Source organism: Arcicella rosea (assembly GCF_014204325.1).
Taxonomy (GTDB): Bacteria; Bacteroidota; Bacteroidia; order Cytophagales; family Spirosomataceae; genus Arcicella; species Arcicella rosea_A.
The window spans coordinates 21,488-40,119 of the sequence record NZ_JACHKT010000036.1; the positions used below are offsets into that span (position 1 = coordinate 21,488).

Sequence of the window (18,632 nt, forward strand, 5' to 3'; positions counted from 1 at the left end):
AATGTACAAAGGGCTTTCTCTTTGTTGGAAAGTCCTTAGTTTTCAATACTTATATTACCTCGCCATCTCCAGCAAATAACTTTATCATAAATTTCTGTACAATAAAATCTCTTTAATACTTCCTTATTTATAAACAATATATTGTTAAACCTCCTTCTCCTCAATTTTATAAACACATATTATTTTCAATTATAGATTATTTAAATTATCCCATTATCTTTATTAAGCCCTTTAACAAGAAGGTAAAATATGAAAAAACTTGTTTAAACATAACGTTGCTTTTGGCGTTGTAAAAAAAGTTATTCATTCATCATCTTACATTCATTGAGAAGAAAACACTCATGTCTAAACGCAAAACCATTATAGCTGAAGAAGCACTCGTGTCCTTATTGCAAAGTAAGGATGAGCGAGGGTTCTCCATCTTGTATGATAATTATTCCTCAGCACTTTATGGGGTTATTCTGAAAATTGTTCGTTCAGAAGAAGTCGCTGCTGATGTCATGCAAGACTCCTTTGTGAAGATTTGGCGAAATATAGAAGGCTATAATCGCACAAAAGGTACATTATTTACTTGGATTCTAAACGTGGCAAGAAATACAGCCATTGATAGAATTCGTTCACAAGAATTCCAGAATTCTCAGAAAAATCACGACCTTGATGACCATGTAAATTTCATCGATAGCCAAGGAGGAAGTCAGTTTGATATTGATGCCATCGGCGTAAAAAAGGTAATAGAAAACCTTCGTCCAGAACATCAGCAAATTATTGATTTACTTTATTTCAAAGGTTACACACAAGCGGAAGTTGCTGAAGAATTTGGTATTCCATTAGGGACGGTCAAGACAAGAGTAAAATCTGCTATTGTTCAACTAAGGCAATATTTTGTTGAATTCGGATTGATTTTCCTCTCTGGATTTTTTGATTTGTAATTGAACGATTGATGATTGCTCAATTCAAGCAAATCAAATATCATTCTTTCACAAACATCAACCACGATTAACGTTTATACAAATGAACATTCAAGAATACATAGAATCTGGTATTTTGGAGAGCTACTTGCTAGGAGCTACCAATGCTGCGGAAACCGCAGAGGTAGAACGCCTTGCAGAAGAGTATCCTGCCATTCAGATGGAACTGATGGCTTTACAGGGTACGCTTGAAAATTATGCACTTCAATTTCAACAGGAACCTCCAGTTGCTCTCAAGGATAGAGTGATGGAAGCCATTAAAAAAGAATATACAAATACTGAAAATACAGGATGGCAAACGTTGGAAATACCAACAGCCTCCAAACCTGAAAGTAATATCAAGCCGCTCAAAGCAACTAATACTTGGCGAATGGCAGCTTCGTGGGTGCTTTTGGCTTTGAGTATTGCAGGGAACGTTTGGTTCTTTAGTAATTGGCAAAAATCTGAGGGCAAATTACTTGCTTTGGAAACTCAGAATCAAATTTTAGCCCAAGAAGGACAAACCCTAAAAGCTAATTATCAAGAAGAAATAGCCATTCTTCAAAACCCGAATGTAAAAGTAATTCCTCTGGCAGGACAACCTGATTTTCCAAATGCGAAGGCTCTGGTTTATTTCGACAAAACTAGTGAAGCTGTATATTTATCAGGCCTGAATTTACCAAGTGTGCCTTCTGGTAAACAATATCAACTTTGGGCAATTGTTGATGGCAAGCCTGTAGATGCAGGGATGATTGAAGGCAATGCAAGTATTTTGAAAATGAAATCTTTCTCAAATGCTGTCGCTTTCGCCATTTCATTAGAAACTACTGGTGGAAGTACTACAGAAGCAGGTCCTAAAGGTGCTATTTGTGTAATGGGAGCGGTGTAGTAATTATGCTTTTATCTTCTCTGTGAATATTATAGAAAACAGAAAAGCCTCACAAACTGATAATCGTCAATTTGTGAGGCTTTTCTATAAAATATCAATAACTAATCTATGATTTTATACCAGAAAACCAGCAGTGCAGTAGAATTCAAATTTTCACCAACAAAAAAGCCTTAAATCGTATGATTTAAGGCTTTTTGCTCCCTCTCCTGTGGATGAAATAAAAATATAACTATCTAATAATCAAAATATTACAAGTCAATCTTAAAGAGCTTTTCCAATTTCTTTCCAATCGTTATTTTACATCCTCATCCATAAAATACATAAAATACTAAAAATCAACACATTAGCCTATTCCAAAATTTTTCAATGCTTTTCCAGATTCTTTCCATAACTAAACAGGGCATAGCCACTGCTATATATTTATTTATCTTTTTATATTTATTTATCTTACTACCTTACTACCAAAGGGAAAAAACAAGCTACGTGCTTTAGAAAAGCCTTTTTTAAGTAGTAAGATAGCTTCTTATAAGCTACTACTCTTCTTACGACCTTACTACTTTTCAATTTTCTAAATTAATATCAAAAGAAAGTTTCATCTGAGCATCAGCCAAAATTTAGTAATTTGCAAAAGATATATTTATCATTGAATATCGTCATTCATTAAATGCAAGAAAAAGACTTACATAGCTTACTTGAAGAACTTCTCCAGCAAAACAGTGGAGAGCAAGCTTGGTTGGAATTTAAAAGTAATGTTGCTTCTCAAAAAGCAAGTATTACAATTGAGGGAATTGGTGAATATATTTCTGCTTTGGCTAACGGTGCAACGATTAGTAATCAAGATTTTGGTTATTTAATTCTCGGTGTTGAAGACATCACAAAAAATATCATTGGCACAAATTTTAGACCTTTTGTTCAAAAAGTGGGCAATCAAGATTTTGAGCTTTGGTTACGTTTAATGGTATCTCCTAAAATCAGTTTTGAAATTTTTGAATTTGAGTACCAAAATCAACATCTTGTATTATTCCGAATTCCTGCCGCTAAAGGTGAACCTGTAAGTTTTCAGAAGAAATTTTTCATTAGAATCAATAGTCAGAAAACAGACTTATTGAATTATCCTGCTTATGTTCGGCAGGTTTATAATTCGTTGGAAGATTGGTCAGCTAAGACAATCCCTAACGCAAGTATTGCTGATTTGGATGAAATGGCTTTGGCAGTAGCAAGAGCAAAGTTTAAAGAGAAGAATACTCAAGAAGCTTTCTATTCAGAAATTGATAATTGGGATACCTCGGTATTTCTGGATAAAGCTAAAATAACTATTCATGGTAAAATTACCAATACCGCTATTTTACTTTTGGGTAAACCTGAATCTGTCCATTTGTTGTCGCCATCCATTGCTGAGATTACATGGAAGCTTGATACAGAAGAAAAAGCTTATGAACACTTTGGAACACCACTTCTGTTGAACACAACTAAGGTTTTACAGAAAATTAGAAATTATCAATACAAGTTTTTCCCCAACAATGAATTACTTTCTGTGACGGTCAATAAGTACGAAACCAGAGTTATTTTGGAAGCCATGCACAACGCCATTGCTCACCAAGACTATACTTTAAATGCTCGAATCATCGTCACCGAAAAGACCGACAAATTGGTTTTTAGTAATATTGGCGGTTTCTATTCAGGTACTCCAGAAGAATACTTTTTTGGAGAGAAAACACCTGACCGTTATAGAAATCCGTGGTTAGTAAAAGCAATGGTTAATTTGGGAATGATTGATACTATGGGCTACGGTATTTACACCATGTTAAAGGAACAAAGAAAACGTTTCTTCCCATTACCAGACTATCATCATTCAGATTCAAGGAATGTAGTATTAGAGATTTATGGACATGAAATAGATACCAACTATTCAAAGCTTTTAATGGAGCATAAAGACCTTTCTTTGGAGACAGTCATACTATTGGATAGAGTACAGAAAAAACTGCCTATTACGAAAGAAGCATCAGATTCATTGCGTAAACAGAAATTGATAGAAGGAAGGACTCCTAATTATTTCGTATCGGCAAGTATTGCTCAAGCCACAGGACAAAAAGCCATTTATTCTAAAAACAAAGCGTTTGAAAAATCGTATTATCTTGACTTAATCATTAAGTCAATCACAGAGCATGGATTTTTAGAGCGTTCAGATGTGGATGAGCTACTATGGAATAAACTCCCTGAATGGATGGATGAAAAGCAGAAAAAAATCAAAATTACAAACCTTTTAGCAGAGTTAAGAAGTATTGGTAAAATTAGAAATGAAGGAAGTGATACTAAGCCCAAATGGGTTCTTTTATAAGAGATTTATAAGAGATTTATAAGAGATTTAGTTCGACAGCTCAAAGTCAAAAACTTAACTATCAATACTTTAAGCAAAAAAATCTTTTTAAAAATTTTATAAATTTACAAATAAACGCCCTTGTTTTAAAAGAGCTTATAAGAAAGAATCTTAATTCTCAACCTCTCTCAAAACCATATCAGAGGTTGAGCGGAATGTATCGTTTTGTAAAATTCTATCAAAAATTGAAATGGCTTTAACTAAGTAATGATGATTCTGTTCAGCATCTTCTTCAAAAAGAACATTATAAACACTTAGTATAATTTGAATAACTTCTTTATCATAATAGTTGCCTTCACTAATACTTGGCTCTTGGTATTTATCGAAATGTTCAACCAATTCTAAGCAATCTTTTGGATATTGTCTTACGCCTGAAAGCAAATATTCATAATAATAACGAGATACTTTTTTGGTTGCCATCAATTTAGCATACTTCTTAATTGATGGTAATAATAATGAGAATCGTTCTTTAGGAAGCCATAAAAAAGAATGTCCATAAGCATCTACAACTTCACTATCACAATCATCCATAAACATCTCGAATATTTCAATAGATTTTTCCCAGTATTTTGGTTCACATTCTTTTAGTACTTGAGCACTGGAATCTACTAATTTAGCCTTTACCTTACTATTGTCATTTGCCATAGACATAAGAAGATTATAAGCTTGGTCATTTCCATTTATCCAGTAATAATATAATATTTCTGCAATCTCTGGCATTACATCTTCATATTCAAAACACATTTTATAAAAATCTTGAAGCTTCTCAAAATGTGTCCAATTAAGTTCTTGAGCTACAATACCTGCATATTTGAATACCTCTGGATGAGGTTTGCTTGTTAGTTTTAAAAATATTTCTATAACTTTTTCTTTATCAATAACCAACCAATTTGGTAGCTTAGTCATAACCGTTGTTTTTAGCATGATATTAGAACCTTCAGCTATTTGTTCAACGGTTTCAACTATTCTAATGTGAAACTCAGGTAAATGTGAGCAGTCCATTAAATGCAAAATAGCACTTCCTCTAACCGAATCAATTCTATCCAAAAGTATTTCCTCATCTCTGTTTAAATTTTGTATTTCATATTTTTCATCTAAACAGTTGGTAATCATATAAGTGACGATATTGCTGCTTATAGTCCTATTTTTAAGCAAATAGCTGGAAATTCTGTAAACCCTCAACTTAGAATAATCTGATAAATGGTTGCACTCAATCACTTGATTAACCATTTTAGTAATTACATTTCCATCATATTCTGCTTCAACAAGCCCTTCAATACCAGCTAAAATATACTCCTCTTTTACTTTCCAATCGGAGACTAACTTATTTATAAGTGGTAGAAAATAATCTGGTCGCTCTTTTACTTCTTTTGTGAATTGGCTATAATGTTCAATCATAGAGCCTCTATTAGAATCAATAAATAGTTTGTCACTGTCTATCTTTAAAAAGGTTTTTTCCCAGTGGGTCAAAGTCATTTTGTGATAGCTTCTTTGAGAATAAGGAGCTGGTACTCCTCTAAAAATACTTTTGCGGGGAGCTTCATTCTTAACATTTGGATGTTTTCTTTTTAGCTCTTGATATTTTTTTTTTAGTACAAGCTTCTTTAAAATTTCTTCAATGGGAATTGATGATAAGCTCAACAGCTTTTTCCTTCCATACCATGATAAATAATGTATTTTCTTTTCTCCACTTGAATAGCATTTTAAATGAAATTTATCTTTTATGTTCAACAGAAATTCATCGACTTGATTTTTTTCTTGTTCTGAAAATCTGGGGTAGCTTATAGCTATTAATTCTCTAACGTAATAAGTATATTCATCCCTTAATTCAAAACCTTCTTGTTGTCCAAAATTAAAGATGAATAAAAAACACTCTTTGGAATATTCTTGAGGATTTTCAAGTAATCCTTTTACTAATAATCGTTGAATAATGAGAAAAAGATTATCAATATGAGCATAGAAAAAGGTTCTAAAAGCCTGAGGCTCTTCCTTGGCTATTTTCTTGACATTATCCATCACAATTCCATAAAAGGTTTCATGATTCACCGAACCTTCAGCCGAATCAATAGACGAATAGCCACTTATGGCAGTATCTCCCATGAATGATGATAAAACATCATCGGAATGTCGCTCAATTCTAAATTTTGTCTCCTCTATTACTTTTTTGATTAGATTAACCGAAAATTCCAGTGTTTTATCAAAGTGTTTTTTAAATAGAAGTGTTAGTAATTTCTTCTCAGAATGTTCAAATTTTATTTCTGCACGACTATACGAATTAGTAGATTTTCTACTATAAAGTTCGATTTCAAATTGGGTAATTACCCAATCTGGTTGGTCAGATACTGCGTTTTCTAAAATATAGAAAAACCAACGATTACGATTTTCTGGCTTTTGGAAATATTTTTCAAATAAATCACAAGCTATTGGGTTAGTCCATACTTTTAAATAGAATAACATATCTGAAATAATACGCTCTTTCCCCTCGTAATCTAATAAACTCTCAGAAACATATTCTAAAACTATATCTGTACTATTTTGTAAGAATCTATTGAAAATTGAGCTACAAAGAGCTATATCCCTATTTTTATCGGTTTCATAAAGTTTTAAATCTGGGTTAAGTAAATCATTAAAAATATTCTCTTCAATTAAAAATTGTAACCAGTCTGGGCTATTAACAGATTCTAAGAATGCTTTTTTGAAGGTTTGAGAAGTCAAGATTTTACTCCTAACAAACGCTTTTTCTTTAATCGAAACCTCCCTTAAAAAACATAAATTAGTGATTAATAAGTGTTTGAGATGGTACGAAAAAGCGTCCGAAAATAAAACCTCATTTAATAATCTGAGATACTCTTTCGGGTTATTCCCTCTTGTAAAATCAAACACCATTTTTACAACAGTTCTAATCTTTAATCCTTGATGATTTTCAATAATATATTCTAAAATTGATTTGCCCTTGTGAACAAATGATTTTGCATAAGTAAAATCGTAGAACGTTTGATGGAAGAATTGGATATAATCCTTTTTAAGGGTTAAAATTCCTTCACTGACGAGATAAGCAAGCTCTCGTTTATATCTAATTTGAAATGGCTCTGATGAAATATTTATGCGTTCTTGCTCATACATTTTTTCTGCAATGTCATAGACAAGCATTATACAGTCAGGAGAAGAAATTCTATTGTTAACTATTCGTTGTTTGAATAATTCTTGCTGTAAATCCTGACGTGTAGCCAAACGATTAAAATCTAATGTATCATTTAAAACTCTACAAAATAAGTCAAGGTTTGAAGCATTTTTCAAGAGTTGTTTCAATGGTTCAGATAGTGTTTGAATATTGAAATTCTTCTTTTGAAGCACTGTTTCTATCTGTTCGATAGTCAAATCTTTCACTTCTATTTTACTTGCTTTTCGAGATATAACAATTAAATCAGCATCTTCTTGTAAATCAAAAGGTCTTGCAGAAATTACAATACGAACTTGGGGAATAGTTGAAAGCGTATTGATAAGAGTACGAAATGTATTTAAAGGTTCTCTCCTGTTAGATTGTGTTTGTGATAAAGCATCAATCTGGTCAATTATGACTACTACTTTATCAATTCCATTCATTAATAAGGTTTTAATCTCTCTTTCTAATGAATCCTTCAAATTGAGTTGAGCTTCTAAATCCTTCACTGTCTCAGGAGCATATTTATCAGACTTAATAGCAATTACAGGAACTTCTGAATCCATCAAATGACAGACTAAATCTTTCATTATTACACTTTTGCCTACTCCTGCACCACCAACTAAAAGTAAACTATTATTTTTTTTATCATCTGATAAGTCACTATTTAGCCATTCTAAAATTTGAAGAGTTTCATCACGTTCAATGTGTGAACCTTCAATATTATCAAACTCATTCGATAACTCACTAACAAAAGTGGATGCTATTTTGAAATCTTGGTTAATTACATCAGGAGATAGTAGATTTGGACTTTGAGGTTCTCGAATTGCATCAATAATTTCATCTGTTTGCTTACCCAATTCCTTCAACAAAGTCTCACTATCAATTACAGTTCTAACACTCCAAAATTGTCCGATTATTATCTTATTAGCTTCTTTAGCAAGATAGTTGTCTAATTTTGAAGATATTATTGGCTCAATTTTTATTAATTTTAAGAGAGTTTTTAATCTCTTCTCAACGTTTGCAAAAGTTAGTTGAGCATTCTTAAAAGTTTCGTATTTTCTGATAACTGCTTTTGTCCATTTTTCAAAATCTGGTTCACAAACAACTTGATTACTAAAATTTTCGATAAATGGACGTACATCCTTTGCAAAACCTTTTGGAGCTGCTAAGAAATAGCTATATGAATTTAAATCAATAAAATTTTCATTATCAAGCATATAATGCAAAACAAACTTGATAACTTCTTTGGAAACAGTAGCTTTATCCAATAGTTTACTAACCCATTTGCACTGAATCCCCCCAGCCTTTAAGCCATCTTTATATAAATCTACATCAATACCTTTATCTGCTCCAATCGGTTTTAAATCGGAACAATCAAACACTCCTTTGTACTCCCCCGTCTTAATTTCTTGTGAAAATATAGAGTGTAATAACTCTTCAAATTTTCTATCATTTTGAAGTGCAAAGTAATTATGAGAAGAATTTGGTGTTTGAGAGATTGGTTTGGTGTTCATACAATTTTATAGTAAAAGGTTAATTTCTATTACTTAACTTTCAAAAATCACTTCCTTAATTGGAACAAATTATTACTAAAATACCAATTTCTGTTTAAAAAGGAGGGCTTCACTATATAAGATACCTAAACAATTTATTTTTATTACTTAACCTCAATAAGTGAGCAATGAGAATAGTCTTAAAAGTGAACATTGAAAGAATAAGTTATTTGAAGATTTTCAAGACAGTACAGAAATTAAACAGAAAATATTCTAATAAAAACTGTTCCAAACCATTTCAAAAAATCTGGAACAGTGGAAAACAAAAAAGCCTTCATACGTTGCGTATGAAGGCTTTTTGTAATTAATTGCTCCCTCTCCTGTGGATAAAATCATCGTTTTATTATTCTCCTTTCTCCTGTAAACCAATGAATTACAGAATAAAGCCCCCAAATTGTACCTTTATTTGTAACTATTTCTATAAAAAAGCCTTTTATAAACTCTAATTACTACTCATTTATAATTGTGCAAGATTTAAAACTAAATAATGCTTTCTCTTTGAATTAAAGCCTTTTTTCTTCCAAAAGTTAATTTTCAGGTACTCACTTTTATTGTACCTCAATACACTTAATGTTTAATAGTGCATAGTTGTTCAAATAGATTATTTTATTCTTTTGATTTGAGAGCAATTTTTAAAGCATCTATTACCATTTCTTTGTCTTTAATTCTTTCTTCTTTTTCTTTTATCGTGTTCTTTAAAGACTTTATCTCTTTCTTTAGATTTTCTATTTCTGAATTTTGCTTACTCCATGTTTCAGTATCTTCATTTGATGATAATTCAAATTGAGCTTTTAGTGCTTCATATTTTTTCTCAAGTGCTTTGATTTTTTTTATATACTCTTCTACTTCACTATGACCAATCTCTCCACCTTCATAGTTCATTAGTTCGGTTACAGTCATATCAAATGCTTTCGCTATTTGTTCCATTCTCTCAATAGTTAGTTGAGTTAGTCCAGATTCAATTCTATTGTAATTACTTTGGTTTGTACCAATCATCTTACCTAAATCTTGCTGACTAAGCTTTTTCTCAATTCTTATTGCTTTAATCTTGGAATATATAGTATTCATTTTTTAGATTATTTGTTCAACACAAATTTAATTTATTTGAAAACAAGAATGAAATCTAAAATTTAGATTATCTATTATTTTGATTTTAAAAAATAAATCTACAATTTTGATAATCTAAATAATGATTTAAAGTATTAAATAACTAAAAAATAGATTAAAGCATGGAAGCAACACAAACATTTTTAGCAAGCCACATAGTAGCATTTGAAAAAGAAACTATGCTATTATTCAAACCATCAAAAGCATTTTACGAAACTGTTGGTATTAACAAAAAAAGATTTTGGCAATTGGTCAGAGGTGTAAAGAAGCCATTGACAGAAGAAACAGAGAATTTGTCAAAATGCTTAAAAGTGCCTTTGTCTCAATTAATGAATGTAAATGATAGTAAAACATTTTTATCTGGACGTAGGAGCATAGAGAGCAGCACTAATGAAAATCAATAATTGATAACAAACCATTCACCCGAACCCAAAAAATAAGCCGTAACTATTGCGAGTAGTTACGGCTAAATAAATACGGTTCACTAAATAACAATTAAAATGACCAATACAAAGTTACCCATTTCTGACAAAGGAGGAAAAAAAAGAACCTCAACATTTAACGTAACATTCAGAGCAAGAGAGAATAACGCTAACTTATCAATAAATGTTAGGCTTTCTTATGATGGCAAAACCTTTGATAAGTTCACAGGGGTTAAATGCCAAAAAGGAGAGTTTAAAAATGGCAAAATCAAAGGCAAACCAGAACAAAATTCGTTACTAAAAACCTATGAAAACAACCTACATAAAGCTTTTATTCAATTGCTTGAGTCTGGTCAAACGATTGATTTAGAGCGTATTTCTTTTTCAATTTTTGGTAAATCTGTTATTCAAGAAAAACCAAAGCTTTTTGAAGCTATCGACCTGTATATCAAAGACATTTATTTGGACAAAGGCAACGATTTTGCAGATAAAACAAAGGATAAAAATCAACGATACGGAAAACATTTGAAACAATGGCTAAAGTTTGTTTTTGAACGTGAAGGCATAGACTTAACGGAAATTAAACCAGCTCACGACTTAGAAATAATCAAGTTTATGAAATCTCATAGACAATCAGGACACAACCACGCCACAAGATACGTAAAATGGTTAAAACGCTTTTTTGATTATGCTATTAGTAAAGAATGGGTATTAAGAAACCCTTTCCTAAACTTTAAACCCAAACACGAGAAAGTAAAAATAAAATACTTGACAAAAGAAGACATTGAGAAGTTTGAAGCCTTAAAAGTATCTAAGGGGAGTACCTACGAAAGAGTTAGGGACTTTTTCCTGTTTTCTTGTTACACTGGTCTAAGTTATATAGACTTAGTAAACGTCACTTTCAACCACATAAAAGTTAATGAAAATGGAGTAAAATATCTCGAAGTTCCAAGACAAAAAACTGATGTCACTTCAATTGTTCCACTGCTTGAAAAGCCTATTTTTTTGATTGAAAAATATCGTTTTGAAGACAATCAAGTAAAGATTTTTAATGTACCTACAAATCAATGTATGAACCGTACATTAAAAGAACTTGCAGAAATGGCAAACCTTTCAATAATGCCTACTTTCCATATTTCTCGCAAAACGTGTGCGACACTTCTAATTAGTGAGGGTATAGATGCAACTATAGTCCAAAGGGTTTTAGGACACTCATCACTAAGCACAACGCTAAATCATTACGGTAAAATAGAGGCAAAACCTATTATTGATTCATTCAATAGAACCTTTAAAAATGCCTAATGATATGGATTTTTGTGATGAAAACAAGGAGGAAATATTTAATAAATTTTTAGCTAAAATAGGATGCTATGAGATGTTAGTCAGTGAAATGAAAGATTACATTGAAGAGCTAAAAAGAGTAATTATTAGTAAAGATTTAGAGTTGAAAAACTTAAATAATTACGTAGATAATTTGGATTTATGGCTTGAAGAGTATGAAGAGATTGCCAATAAATATTCTGATATATTTCAAAATTAGTACTAAACAATTTTAAAAAATAGCCCTGTTTTTTCCTCAAAACAGGGCTTAATCTTATAAGCAAATGAGCAATATAACAGCACTTAAAGTTACAAAAAATAAAGAACAAAGTCAAGGGTTATTGGACAAAAGCACTGAAAATAAAGGTGTTACAAAAGAAAGTAACAATAATGCAAATAAACCTTTAATCATTAGATTAGAAAATTTTATTTTTAGTAAGTATGACCTTAGAGTAAATATAGTTTCCAATGAAATGGACGGTAAACTAAAGAAGGAAAAAGAGTATAATTTGTTTACTGAGGATACAATCACTTATGACCTTTATGCCAATGGCTTTAACAAATTCAATCAGATTTTACCCGTCATAATATCTAACAAAGTAGAAAAATACGACCCGATTAAACAGTATTTTGAGAGCCTTCCAAAATGGGATAATTCACAGCCTGATTACATAACTGAACTAAGTAAATATGTCATCATCGAAGATAAAGTTTGGTGGCAAAGAATGTTTAAAAAACACCTTGTCAGGATGGTTGCACAAGGCATTTTACATATTCCGTTTAATAAACAATGTTTGACGCTTGTAGGCAAACAGAATGACGGCAAAACATCCTTTTTAGAGTTTCTCGTTCCTCCTAAATTAAGCAAATACTATCGTAAAGGTTTTGATTTTGGAGGAAACAAAGACGGTAAAATATCACTTTGTCAGAACTTTATAATCAATTTGGATGAACTAGCCAGCTTTGAAAAAAGAGAGCTTAATAACGATTTTAAAACTATTCTAACGGAATCAGTAGTGAAGTTTAGACCTCTGTTTGGAAAGAGTGAAATTACTCATTACCGCCGTGCAAACTTCGTAGCAAGTACAAACCAATATGAGTTTTTAACAGATGAAACAGGAAACGTTAGGTGGTTGCCATTTGTGGTAAAAGAAATTAAGCACGATAACGGCAAAGCAAAAGGCTATCAGGCTAATATTGATATTGATTTGGTTTGGTCGCAAGCCTATCATTTGTTGTTATCTGGGAACTTTGAATTTATAATGAGCAAAGAAGACATTGAGATGCAAGAAAAGATAAATCAAAGGTTTATGCGTATCAGTACAGAAATTGAAGTTATTCAAAGAAACTTTTTACCAAGTGATAAAGATAGCCCGAATAGCGAATTTTTAACGACAAGTGAAATAGAACAAAGATTGGTTGCGGTATCAGGTTTAAAGCTCAATAGAATTCAAATTGGTAAAGCATTAAAAATATTACATTTCCAAGAATCCCAAAAATACAGTAAAGAATATCAATACAGTATAAAAGGGTATTATATAAAAAATATTCAAAATCATCTTACTTAGTTACTCGATAAAATATAATATATTAGTAATCAATACATTAAGTGCCAAAAAGTCGAGTAAGATACTTTTTTTAATCCTACTCGAAATATTTTAAATATATTGATTTCCAGTTACTTATATATTTACTTTCGAGTAAGATACTCATTGTTAGTAAATACTTGCTACTCGAAAAAAGGGTTAAAATTGGCAGATTTCGAGTAAGTCGAGTAAGATGATTTAAAAGTATCTTACTCGACTTTTTTACTTTAAGTTCTTGATTTTAAATGTGTTATTTCGTTTCGAGTAACTTAGTAGGATGAAATCACGTTTTTAAAAGTTTTCAACAACATTGTTTTTTTTAATTGTAATATTCCGCAAAAAGAAAAATGGAAATATCCGATTTAAAGCAAATTCAAATAATAGATTATCTCCAAAACTTAGGTTTAGAGCCTGTTAAATCCAGCGGTAAAGAGTTGGTTTACTATTCGCCCAAAACCAACGAGAATACGCCTTCTTTTTTTGTCAATCCAAGCAAGAATGTATTTTTTGATTATTCCAGTAATGAGAGCGGGGACATTATACGATTAGTACAATACTTGGAGGGTTTTGATTTTACAACCGCCTGTAAACACTTGGAAACTATCGGAAACGGTTCTATTTTTCAATGTGCTGAAAATTCCTTTTCTTTTTGCAGAAAATCACCTGAAAACAACACAAACACTATATCAATCAACACCGTAAAGCCTTTACAAGCCAATTCCTTGATAAGTTATTGCGAATCTCGAAAGATACCCTTTCAGATTGCATACAAATACCTTAAAGAAGTTCATTACACCAATAACAATAAATCTTATTACTCATTAGGATTTATCAATGATAGGGGAGGTTTTGAACTGAGAAACCAACATTTCAAAGGATGCACCACACCAAAGGGAATCACAACTTTTGAAGTTCCAGAAAGTAGGGACGTTTATTTATTTGAGGGCTTTTTTGATTTACTTTCGGCATTCGTTCACTTTGGCACGTCTAAACCTTCAAACACTGTAATTGTGTTAAACTCTATTGTAAATATTGAAAAAGCTAAAGAACGACTAAAGGAAGCCGAAAAAATACATTGCTTTCTTGATAGAGATGTTCAAGGAATGAAATCAGTTAAAAAACTATCAGAGAGTTTTCAAGTAATTGATAGGTCAAAAATTTACGAAGGTTTTAAAGATTTTAATGAATATATAAGTGCTTAAAGCTATGAGTATTCTAAAGACTGCCTGAAAAGTTTCTGAAAGTATCCTGAATCAGGTCTGAAATAATTCTTAAAGTGTGCTGAAATAGGTCTGAAACATTCTGAAAGCATTCTCAAATGATTCTGAAAGTGTTCTAAAATGACCCTGAAATTATTCTTAATGATATAGTATAGCTAATAGAAGGCTAAATGAAGGCTAAATGAAAGCTAAATGAAAGCTAAATGAAAGCTAAATGTACCCCAAAAAATACCCCAAAACAAAGATTATGTATAACGGATTTAGTAAGAAAGATTTTTTGAGAATGTACAACGTGAACAGAACTATCTTTAACAATTGGTGTAAGGAGATAAAGAAGAATGTTAATATTAAAGACACTAAACAAACCTTTACACCAAAGGAAATAAAAATAATTATTGCCAGCTTTGGACAACCTCCATTTTCAACCGAACAAGAGAAAGAATATATTAAGGCAATATTAGAGCAATCTTAGTTTAAAGAATAAATAAGGTACTCAAAAAACTGAGTACCTTATTTGTACCAACTTTTTTACAACAAAAAAGCCTTCATACGTTGCGTATGAAGGCTTTTTGTGATTAATTGCTCCCTCTCCTGGGCTCGAACCAGGGACCCCATGATTAACAGTCATGTGCTCTAACCGGCTGAGCTAAGAAGGATTGTTGTTAATCGTGATGCAAAAGTAGTCCGTTTTTGAATATCATGCAAGTGTTTTCTATTAAAAAAACATCAAAATTTCAAAGAAAAATGTTTATTACTTGATTTTCAGAATATTACAATTGATATTTTTTTTCACTCTTTTACTTATAAAAAGCCCTTTTTACTTCATAGGAACATGAACAACCATTTTTGTTTCAAAAAACTCTTCTTCAAAATAATCAGACAATTCAAATACTCTGGTCTTTTTACCTAATTCTTTCAGTTCTTCTTTCATATCGCCACCTTTTAAGTAAAGAATGCCGTTATTTAATTTATTGTAGTTGTTGATGTTGATTTTCCCTTTAACCCAACCATAAAATGGTAAAAGACGAGTAACTGCACGGCTTACGATAAAGTCATATTCTCCATCAATTTGTTCGGCTCTGATTTGCTCTGCTCGGACATTCTCCAAACCTAAGGCTTTGGCTACTTCATTCACCACTTTGATTTTCTTTCCAATGCTATCAACTAAATGAAATTGACAATGTGGAAACATGATTGCTAAAGGAATGCCGGGAAAACCGCCACCTGTACCAACGTCAAGAATTTCACTGAAATCTTTGAAAGTAATTACTTTGGCTATGCCTAATGAATGCAAAATATGTTTTTCATAAAGATTATCCATATCTGTTCTTGAAATCAAATTGATTTGTGCATTCCAATGTGCATATAATTCTCCTAACTGAGCAAATTGCTGTTTTTGCTTTTCAGTAAGTTGCGGAAAATACTTTTCTATTAATGTATTGTTGTTTGTCATGTTCTTTTTTTAATTGTGATTGAGTGAATTAGTGAGTTAATTTTAATTGGCAAATTTTCGGAAAACTATCAAGAAACTCTGCACTCGTATTCAAAACTCAAAACTCCCTCATTTCCATCTCATTTTTTTCTTTCTAGGAATCAGATTATTTACGCCCATTATCAAGAAATAAAGTGTAAATAAAAAATCCCAGAGTGGAAATGTGGCTGATTTAAAAATGTTATCAAAACGCTGATTGGCTTTCGCAAAAACTATCCATTGAGTGATTAATCTTAGTGCAAAAACACCCAATACTGCATATAAAAGTACTGTTTCTAGCGTAAATGGAATTAATACAAACAGTAAAATCCAAGAAAATATTTGAGTGGAAGCCAAACTTCCTAAGATTAATTTATTTTCAAAACGATAATATTTACTGACAGATAAATGTCTTGTTTTCTGTCGATACCAAGCGTCCCAAGTACGCTTTGGTACAGAATACATAAAAGTATCTGGATTCAAACAAACCGCAGTATTTTCGGCTGTGGCTACGTCATTCATAAACAAATCGTCGTCGCCACCTACTATATTAGTATGTTTTGCAAAACCTTTGTTTTGAAGAAATAATGATTTTCGGTACATCAAATTTCTGCCTACGCCCATGTATGGCTGTCCTTTTATTGCCAGTGAAAAATATTGTAATGCTGTAATAAAGGTTTCGTAGCGAATCAATTTATTCAAAAATGACTTTTCTGTATAATAAGGTGAAAAACCCAAAACGATTTGTTTTTCTGGCAATAAACATTCCGCCATGCCTTTTATCCATTCTTTACTTTGTGGGCGACAATCGGCATCTGTCAATAAAACAACATCATATTTCGCTGATTTTATGCCTAAAGTCAACGCATATTTTTTGGCTGAAAGATGTTCTGGAGTTTTTTCTATTTGTATAAATCTTACTCGTTGAAATGCCGAACTTTCTTTCATTAAGTATTCGTGCGTGCCATCCCAAGAGCGGTCGTCCATGATGATTACTTCAAAATTTGGATAATCTTGTTCATCTAATAATGGAATCAACTCTTTTAAATTTTCTAGTTCATTCCACGCACAAACAATTACTGATACGCCTTCTGAAGTTATTTCTTCCTGAATCGGACTTTCATGCCTGTTGACTTTAGCGAAAACGAATAAAATGAAAAACAGTTGAAGACCAACAGAAAATATGTATATGCTAAATAGAAAGGGCATCAAGGTATTAAATATCAGTTGGTTAATCTTTTGGGAGTGCAAAGATAAGTAAAAGCCTAAAGGCTATCGGTAAAAGAAGAAAGATTTGTTGATAAAACTTGTAATTTTGTAAGATTTCCGTAAAAATAAATTCAGAAAGGATGAGGATATTCCTTTTTTGGGTCTTAAAATCCTTTTTGTTCAGCAAATGACTTTCGATATACAACACAATGACCCCAATTCTAAAGCCCGTGCAGGTGTACTTCAAACCGACCACGGACAAATAGAAACTCCTATATTTATGCCCGTCGGCACGGCTGGTTCGGTAAAAGCTGTGCATCAGCGTGAACTGAAAGATGATATTCATGCCCAAATTATCTTGGGAAATACTTATCACCTTTACTTGCGTCCGGGTTTGGATATTATTGAAAAAGCGGGCGGTTTACATAAATTCAACGGTTGGGACAAACCTATTCTCACGGATTCAGGTGGCTACCAAGTATATTCTTTGGCAGGAACTGGTAGAAAAATCAAAGAAGAAGGCGTTACTTTCAAATCTCATGTAGATGGGTCAAAACATTTCTTTAGTCCTGAAGGAGTAATGGATATTCAAAGAACCATCGGTGCAGATATTATCATGGCTTTTGATGAATGTACTCCTTATCCTTGCGAATACGGCTACGCTCGTGAATCGATGGAAATGACGCACCGTTGGCTAAAACGTTGTTGCGAACATTTCGATAGAACCGAACCGAAATACGGTTATAGCCAAACACTTTTCCCGATTGTTCAAGGAAGTGTTTACAAAGATTTAAGAGTAAAATCTGCGGAAGTAATCGCTAGTTTTGAGCGTGAAGGAAATGCCATCGGTGGACTTTCGGTGGGCGAACCTGCCGAAATGATGTACGAAATGACAGAAATGGTAACAGATATTTTGCCAAAAGATAAACCTCGTTACTTGATGGGCGTTGGTACTCCTGCTAATATTTTAGAAAGTATTGCTTTGGGAATTGATATGTTCGATTGTGTAATGCCGACTAGAAATGCCCGAAACGGAATGCTGTTTACGACGGAAGGAACAATTAATATGAGAAACGAAAAATGGAAAGATGATTTCTCGCCAATCGACTCAGGCATTAATTGTTATGCAAGTAATTTTTATACAAAAGCATATCTCCGCCATTTATTGAAAGCAGATGAAATGTTAGGAGCAATGATTGCCAGTGTTCATAACCTTAGTTTTTACTTATGGTTGGTTGGTCAGGCAAGAGAGCAAATTATCGCTGGAACTTTTAAAACTTGGAAAGATGCAATGGTTGTAAAATTGATGCAACGTTTATAATTTAAAAAATATTTAGGCTCAACTCTTCCTTTGAATAATTTTATTTA

The 18,632-nt window shown here is 32.1% G+C and carries 14 protein-coding genes and 1 tRNA gene; 10 read left to right on the top strand and 5 right to left on the bottom strand.

The features are described 5' to 3' along the window. The first annotated feature begins 341 nt into the window (after positions 1-341). From HNP25_RS18505 to HNP25_RS18515, 3 genes are all read left to right on the top strand, one after another. Positions 342-929: an RNA polymerase sigma factor gene (locus tag HNP25_RS18505; protein WP_184136665.1), complete on the top strand. Its 588-nt coding sequence runs from the start codon at positions 342-344 to the stop codon at positions 927-929. Between the two features lie 82 nt (positions 930-1,011). After that, complete coding sequence (locus HNP25_RS18510) at positions 1,012-1,836, top strand: anti-sigma factor (protein WP_184136667.1); 825 nt, start codon at positions 1,012-1,014, stop codon at positions 1,834-1,836. Positions 1,837-2,500: 664 nt separating this feature from the next. After that, on the top strand, positions 2,501-4,174 hold the full coding sequence (locus tag HNP25_RS18515; protein WP_184136669.1) for an RNA-binding domain-containing protein: 1,674 nt from the start codon (positions 2,501-2,503) through the stop codon (positions 4,172-4,174). A 150-nt stretch (positions 4,175-4,324) separates the two neighbouring features. Here the strand turns inward: HNP25_RS18515 and HNP25_RS18520 are convergent, their stop codons facing one another. Together HNP25_RS18520 and HNP25_RS18525 are read right to left on the bottom strand one after the other, a co-directional pair. After that, positions 4,325-8,890, bottom strand: a complete 4,566-nt coding sequence (locus HNP25_RS18520) for an NACHT domain-containing protein (RefSeq protein WP_184136671.1) — start codon at positions 8,888-8,890, stop codon at positions 4,325-4,327. 645 nt (positions 8,891-9,535) lie between these two features. After that, on the bottom strand, positions 9,536-9,997 hold the full coding sequence (locus tag HNP25_RS18525) for a helix-turn-helix domain-containing protein (RefSeq protein ID WP_184136673.1): 462 nt from the start codon (positions 9,995-9,997) through the stop codon (positions 9,536-9,538). A gap of 161 nt (positions 9,998-10,158) precedes the next feature. On the opposite strand from HNP25_RS18525, the gene HNP25_RS18530 reads away from it, so the two are divergent. The 6 genes from HNP25_RS18530 (at position 10,159) to HNP25_RS18555 (ending at position 15,056) form a co-directional block, all read left to right on the top strand. After that, entirely contained in the window at positions 10,159-10,440 is a 282-nt protein-coding gene (locus HNP25_RS18530) for a hypothetical protein (RefSeq protein WP_184136675.1), read from the top strand. 96 nt (positions 10,441-10,536) lie between these two features. Continuing rightward, positions 10,537-11,760 carry a tyrosine-type recombinase/integrase gene (locus tag HNP25_RS18535; RefSeq protein ID WP_184136677.1) on the top strand — a complete coding sequence of 408 codons (1,224 nt, stop codon included), beginning with the start codon at positions 10,537-10,539 and terminating at the stop codon, positions 11,758-11,760. Continuing rightward, positions 11,753-11,998, top strand: a complete 246-nt coding sequence (locus tag HNP25_RS18540) for a hypothetical protein (RefSeq protein WP_184136679.1) — start codon at positions 11,753-11,755, stop codon at positions 11,996-11,998. The genes HNP25_RS18535 and HNP25_RS18540 overlap by 8 nt, the downstream gene beginning before the upstream one ends. A gap of 64 nt (positions 11,999-12,062) precedes the next feature. Next, positions 12,063-13,346 (top strand): VapE domain-containing protein, encoded by a 1,284-nt coding sequence (locus HNP25_RS18545; RefSeq protein ID WP_184136681.1) that lies wholly within the window; start codon positions 12,063-12,065, stop codon positions 13,344-13,346. Positions 13,347-13,711: 365 nt separating this feature from the next. Then, positions 13,712-14,566, top strand: coding sequence for a toprim domain-containing protein (locus HNP25_RS18550; RefSeq protein WP_184136683.1), 855 nt, complete (start codon positions 13,712-13,714; stop codon positions 14,564-14,566). A 310-nt stretch (positions 14,567-14,876) separates the two neighbouring features. Continuing rightward, a complete protein-coding gene (locus HNP25_RS18555) occupies positions 14,877-15,056 on the top strand; it encodes a hypothetical protein (RefSeq protein WP_184136684.1) in 180 nt (59 codons plus the stop codon). A 110-nt stretch (positions 15,057-15,166) separates the two neighbouring features. Here HNP25_RS18555 and HNP25_RS18560 read toward each other — a convergent pair. The 3 genes from HNP25_RS18560 to HNP25_RS18570 form a co-directional block, all read right to left on the bottom strand. After that, positions 15,167-15,240: transfer RNA gene (locus tag HNP25_RS18560), tRNA-Asn, on the bottom strand. Between the two features lie 161 nt (positions 15,241-15,401). Then, complete coding sequence (rsmG, locus tag HNP25_RS18565; protein WP_184136686.1) at positions 15,402-16,037, bottom strand: 16S rRNA (guanine(527)-N(7))-methyltransferase RsmG; 636 nt, start codon at positions 16,035-16,037, stop codon at positions 15,402-15,404. A 108-nt stretch (positions 16,038-16,145) separates the two neighbouring features. Further along, the gene (locus HNP25_RS18570; protein ID WP_221432506.1) at positions 16,146-17,264 is read right to left on the bottom strand and encodes a glycosyltransferase; all 1,119 of its coding nucleotides are present in this window, start codon (positions 17,262-17,264) and stop codon (positions 16,146-16,148) included. Positions 17,265-17,451: 187 nt separating this feature from the next. On the opposite strand from HNP25_RS18570, the gene tgt reads away from it, so the two are divergent. Then, positions 17,452-18,585, top strand: coding sequence for a tRNA guanosine(34) transglycosylase Tgt (gene tgt, locus HNP25_RS18575; RefSeq protein WP_184136688.1), 1,134 nt, complete (start codon positions 17,452-17,454; stop codon positions 18,583-18,585). Positions 18,586-18,632 lie beyond the last annotated feature (47 nt).

What these genes read in the sequence shown, in the direction of transcription:
- HNP25_RS18510 (WP_184136667.1), top strand. Translation starts at nt 1,012, where the DNA reads ATGAACATTCAAGAATACATAGAATCTGGTATTTTGGAGAGCTACTTG.
- HNP25_RS18540 (WP_184136679.1), top strand. Translation starts at nt 11,753, where the DNA reads ATGCCTAATGATATGGATTTTTGTGATGAAAACAAGGAGGAAATATTT.
- HNP25_RS18550 (WP_184136683.1), top strand. Translation starts at nt 13,712, where the DNA reads ATGGAAATATCCGATTTAAAGCAAATTCAAATAATAGATTATCTCCAA.
- HNP25_RS18570 (WP_221432506.1), bottom strand. Translation starts at nt 17,264, where the DNA reads ATGCCCTTTCTATTTAGCATATACATATTTTCTGTTGGTCTTCAACTG.
- HNP25_RS18535 (WP_184136677.1), top strand. Translation starts at nt 10,537, where the DNA reads ATGACCAATACAAAGTTACCCATTTCTGACAAAGGAGGAAAAAAAAGA.
- HNP25_RS18505 (WP_184136665.1), top strand. Translation starts at nt 342, where the DNA reads ATGTCTAAACGCAAAACCATTATAGCTGAAGAAGCACTCGTGTCCTTA.
- HNP25_RS18545 (WP_184136681.1), top strand. Translation starts at nt 12,063, where the DNA reads ATGAGCAATATAACAGCACTTAAAGTTACAAAAAATAAAGAACAAAGT.
- HNP25_RS18530 (WP_184136675.1), top strand. Translation starts at nt 10,159, where the DNA reads ATGGAAGCAACACAAACATTTTTAGCAAGCCACATAGTAGCATTTGAA.
- tgt (WP_184136688.1), top strand. Translation starts at nt 17,452, where the DNA reads ATGACTTTCGATATACAACACAATGACCCCAATTCTAAAGCCCGTGCA.
- HNP25_RS18520 (WP_184136671.1), bottom strand. Translation starts at nt 8,890, where the DNA reads ATGAACACCAAACCAATCTCTCAAACACCAAATTCTTCTCATAATTAC.
- HNP25_RS18525 (WP_184136673.1), bottom strand. Translation starts at nt 9,997, where the DNA reads ATGAATACTATATATTCCAAGATTAAAGCAATAAGAATTGAGAAAAAG.
- HNP25_RS18515 (WP_184136669.1), top strand. Translation starts at nt 2,501, where the DNA reads ATGCAAGAAAAAGACTTACATAGCTTACTTGAAGAACTTCTCCAGCAA.
- rsmG (WP_184136686.1), bottom strand. Translation starts at nt 16,037, where the DNA reads ATGACAAACAACAATACATTAATAGAAAAGTATTTTCCGCAACTTACT.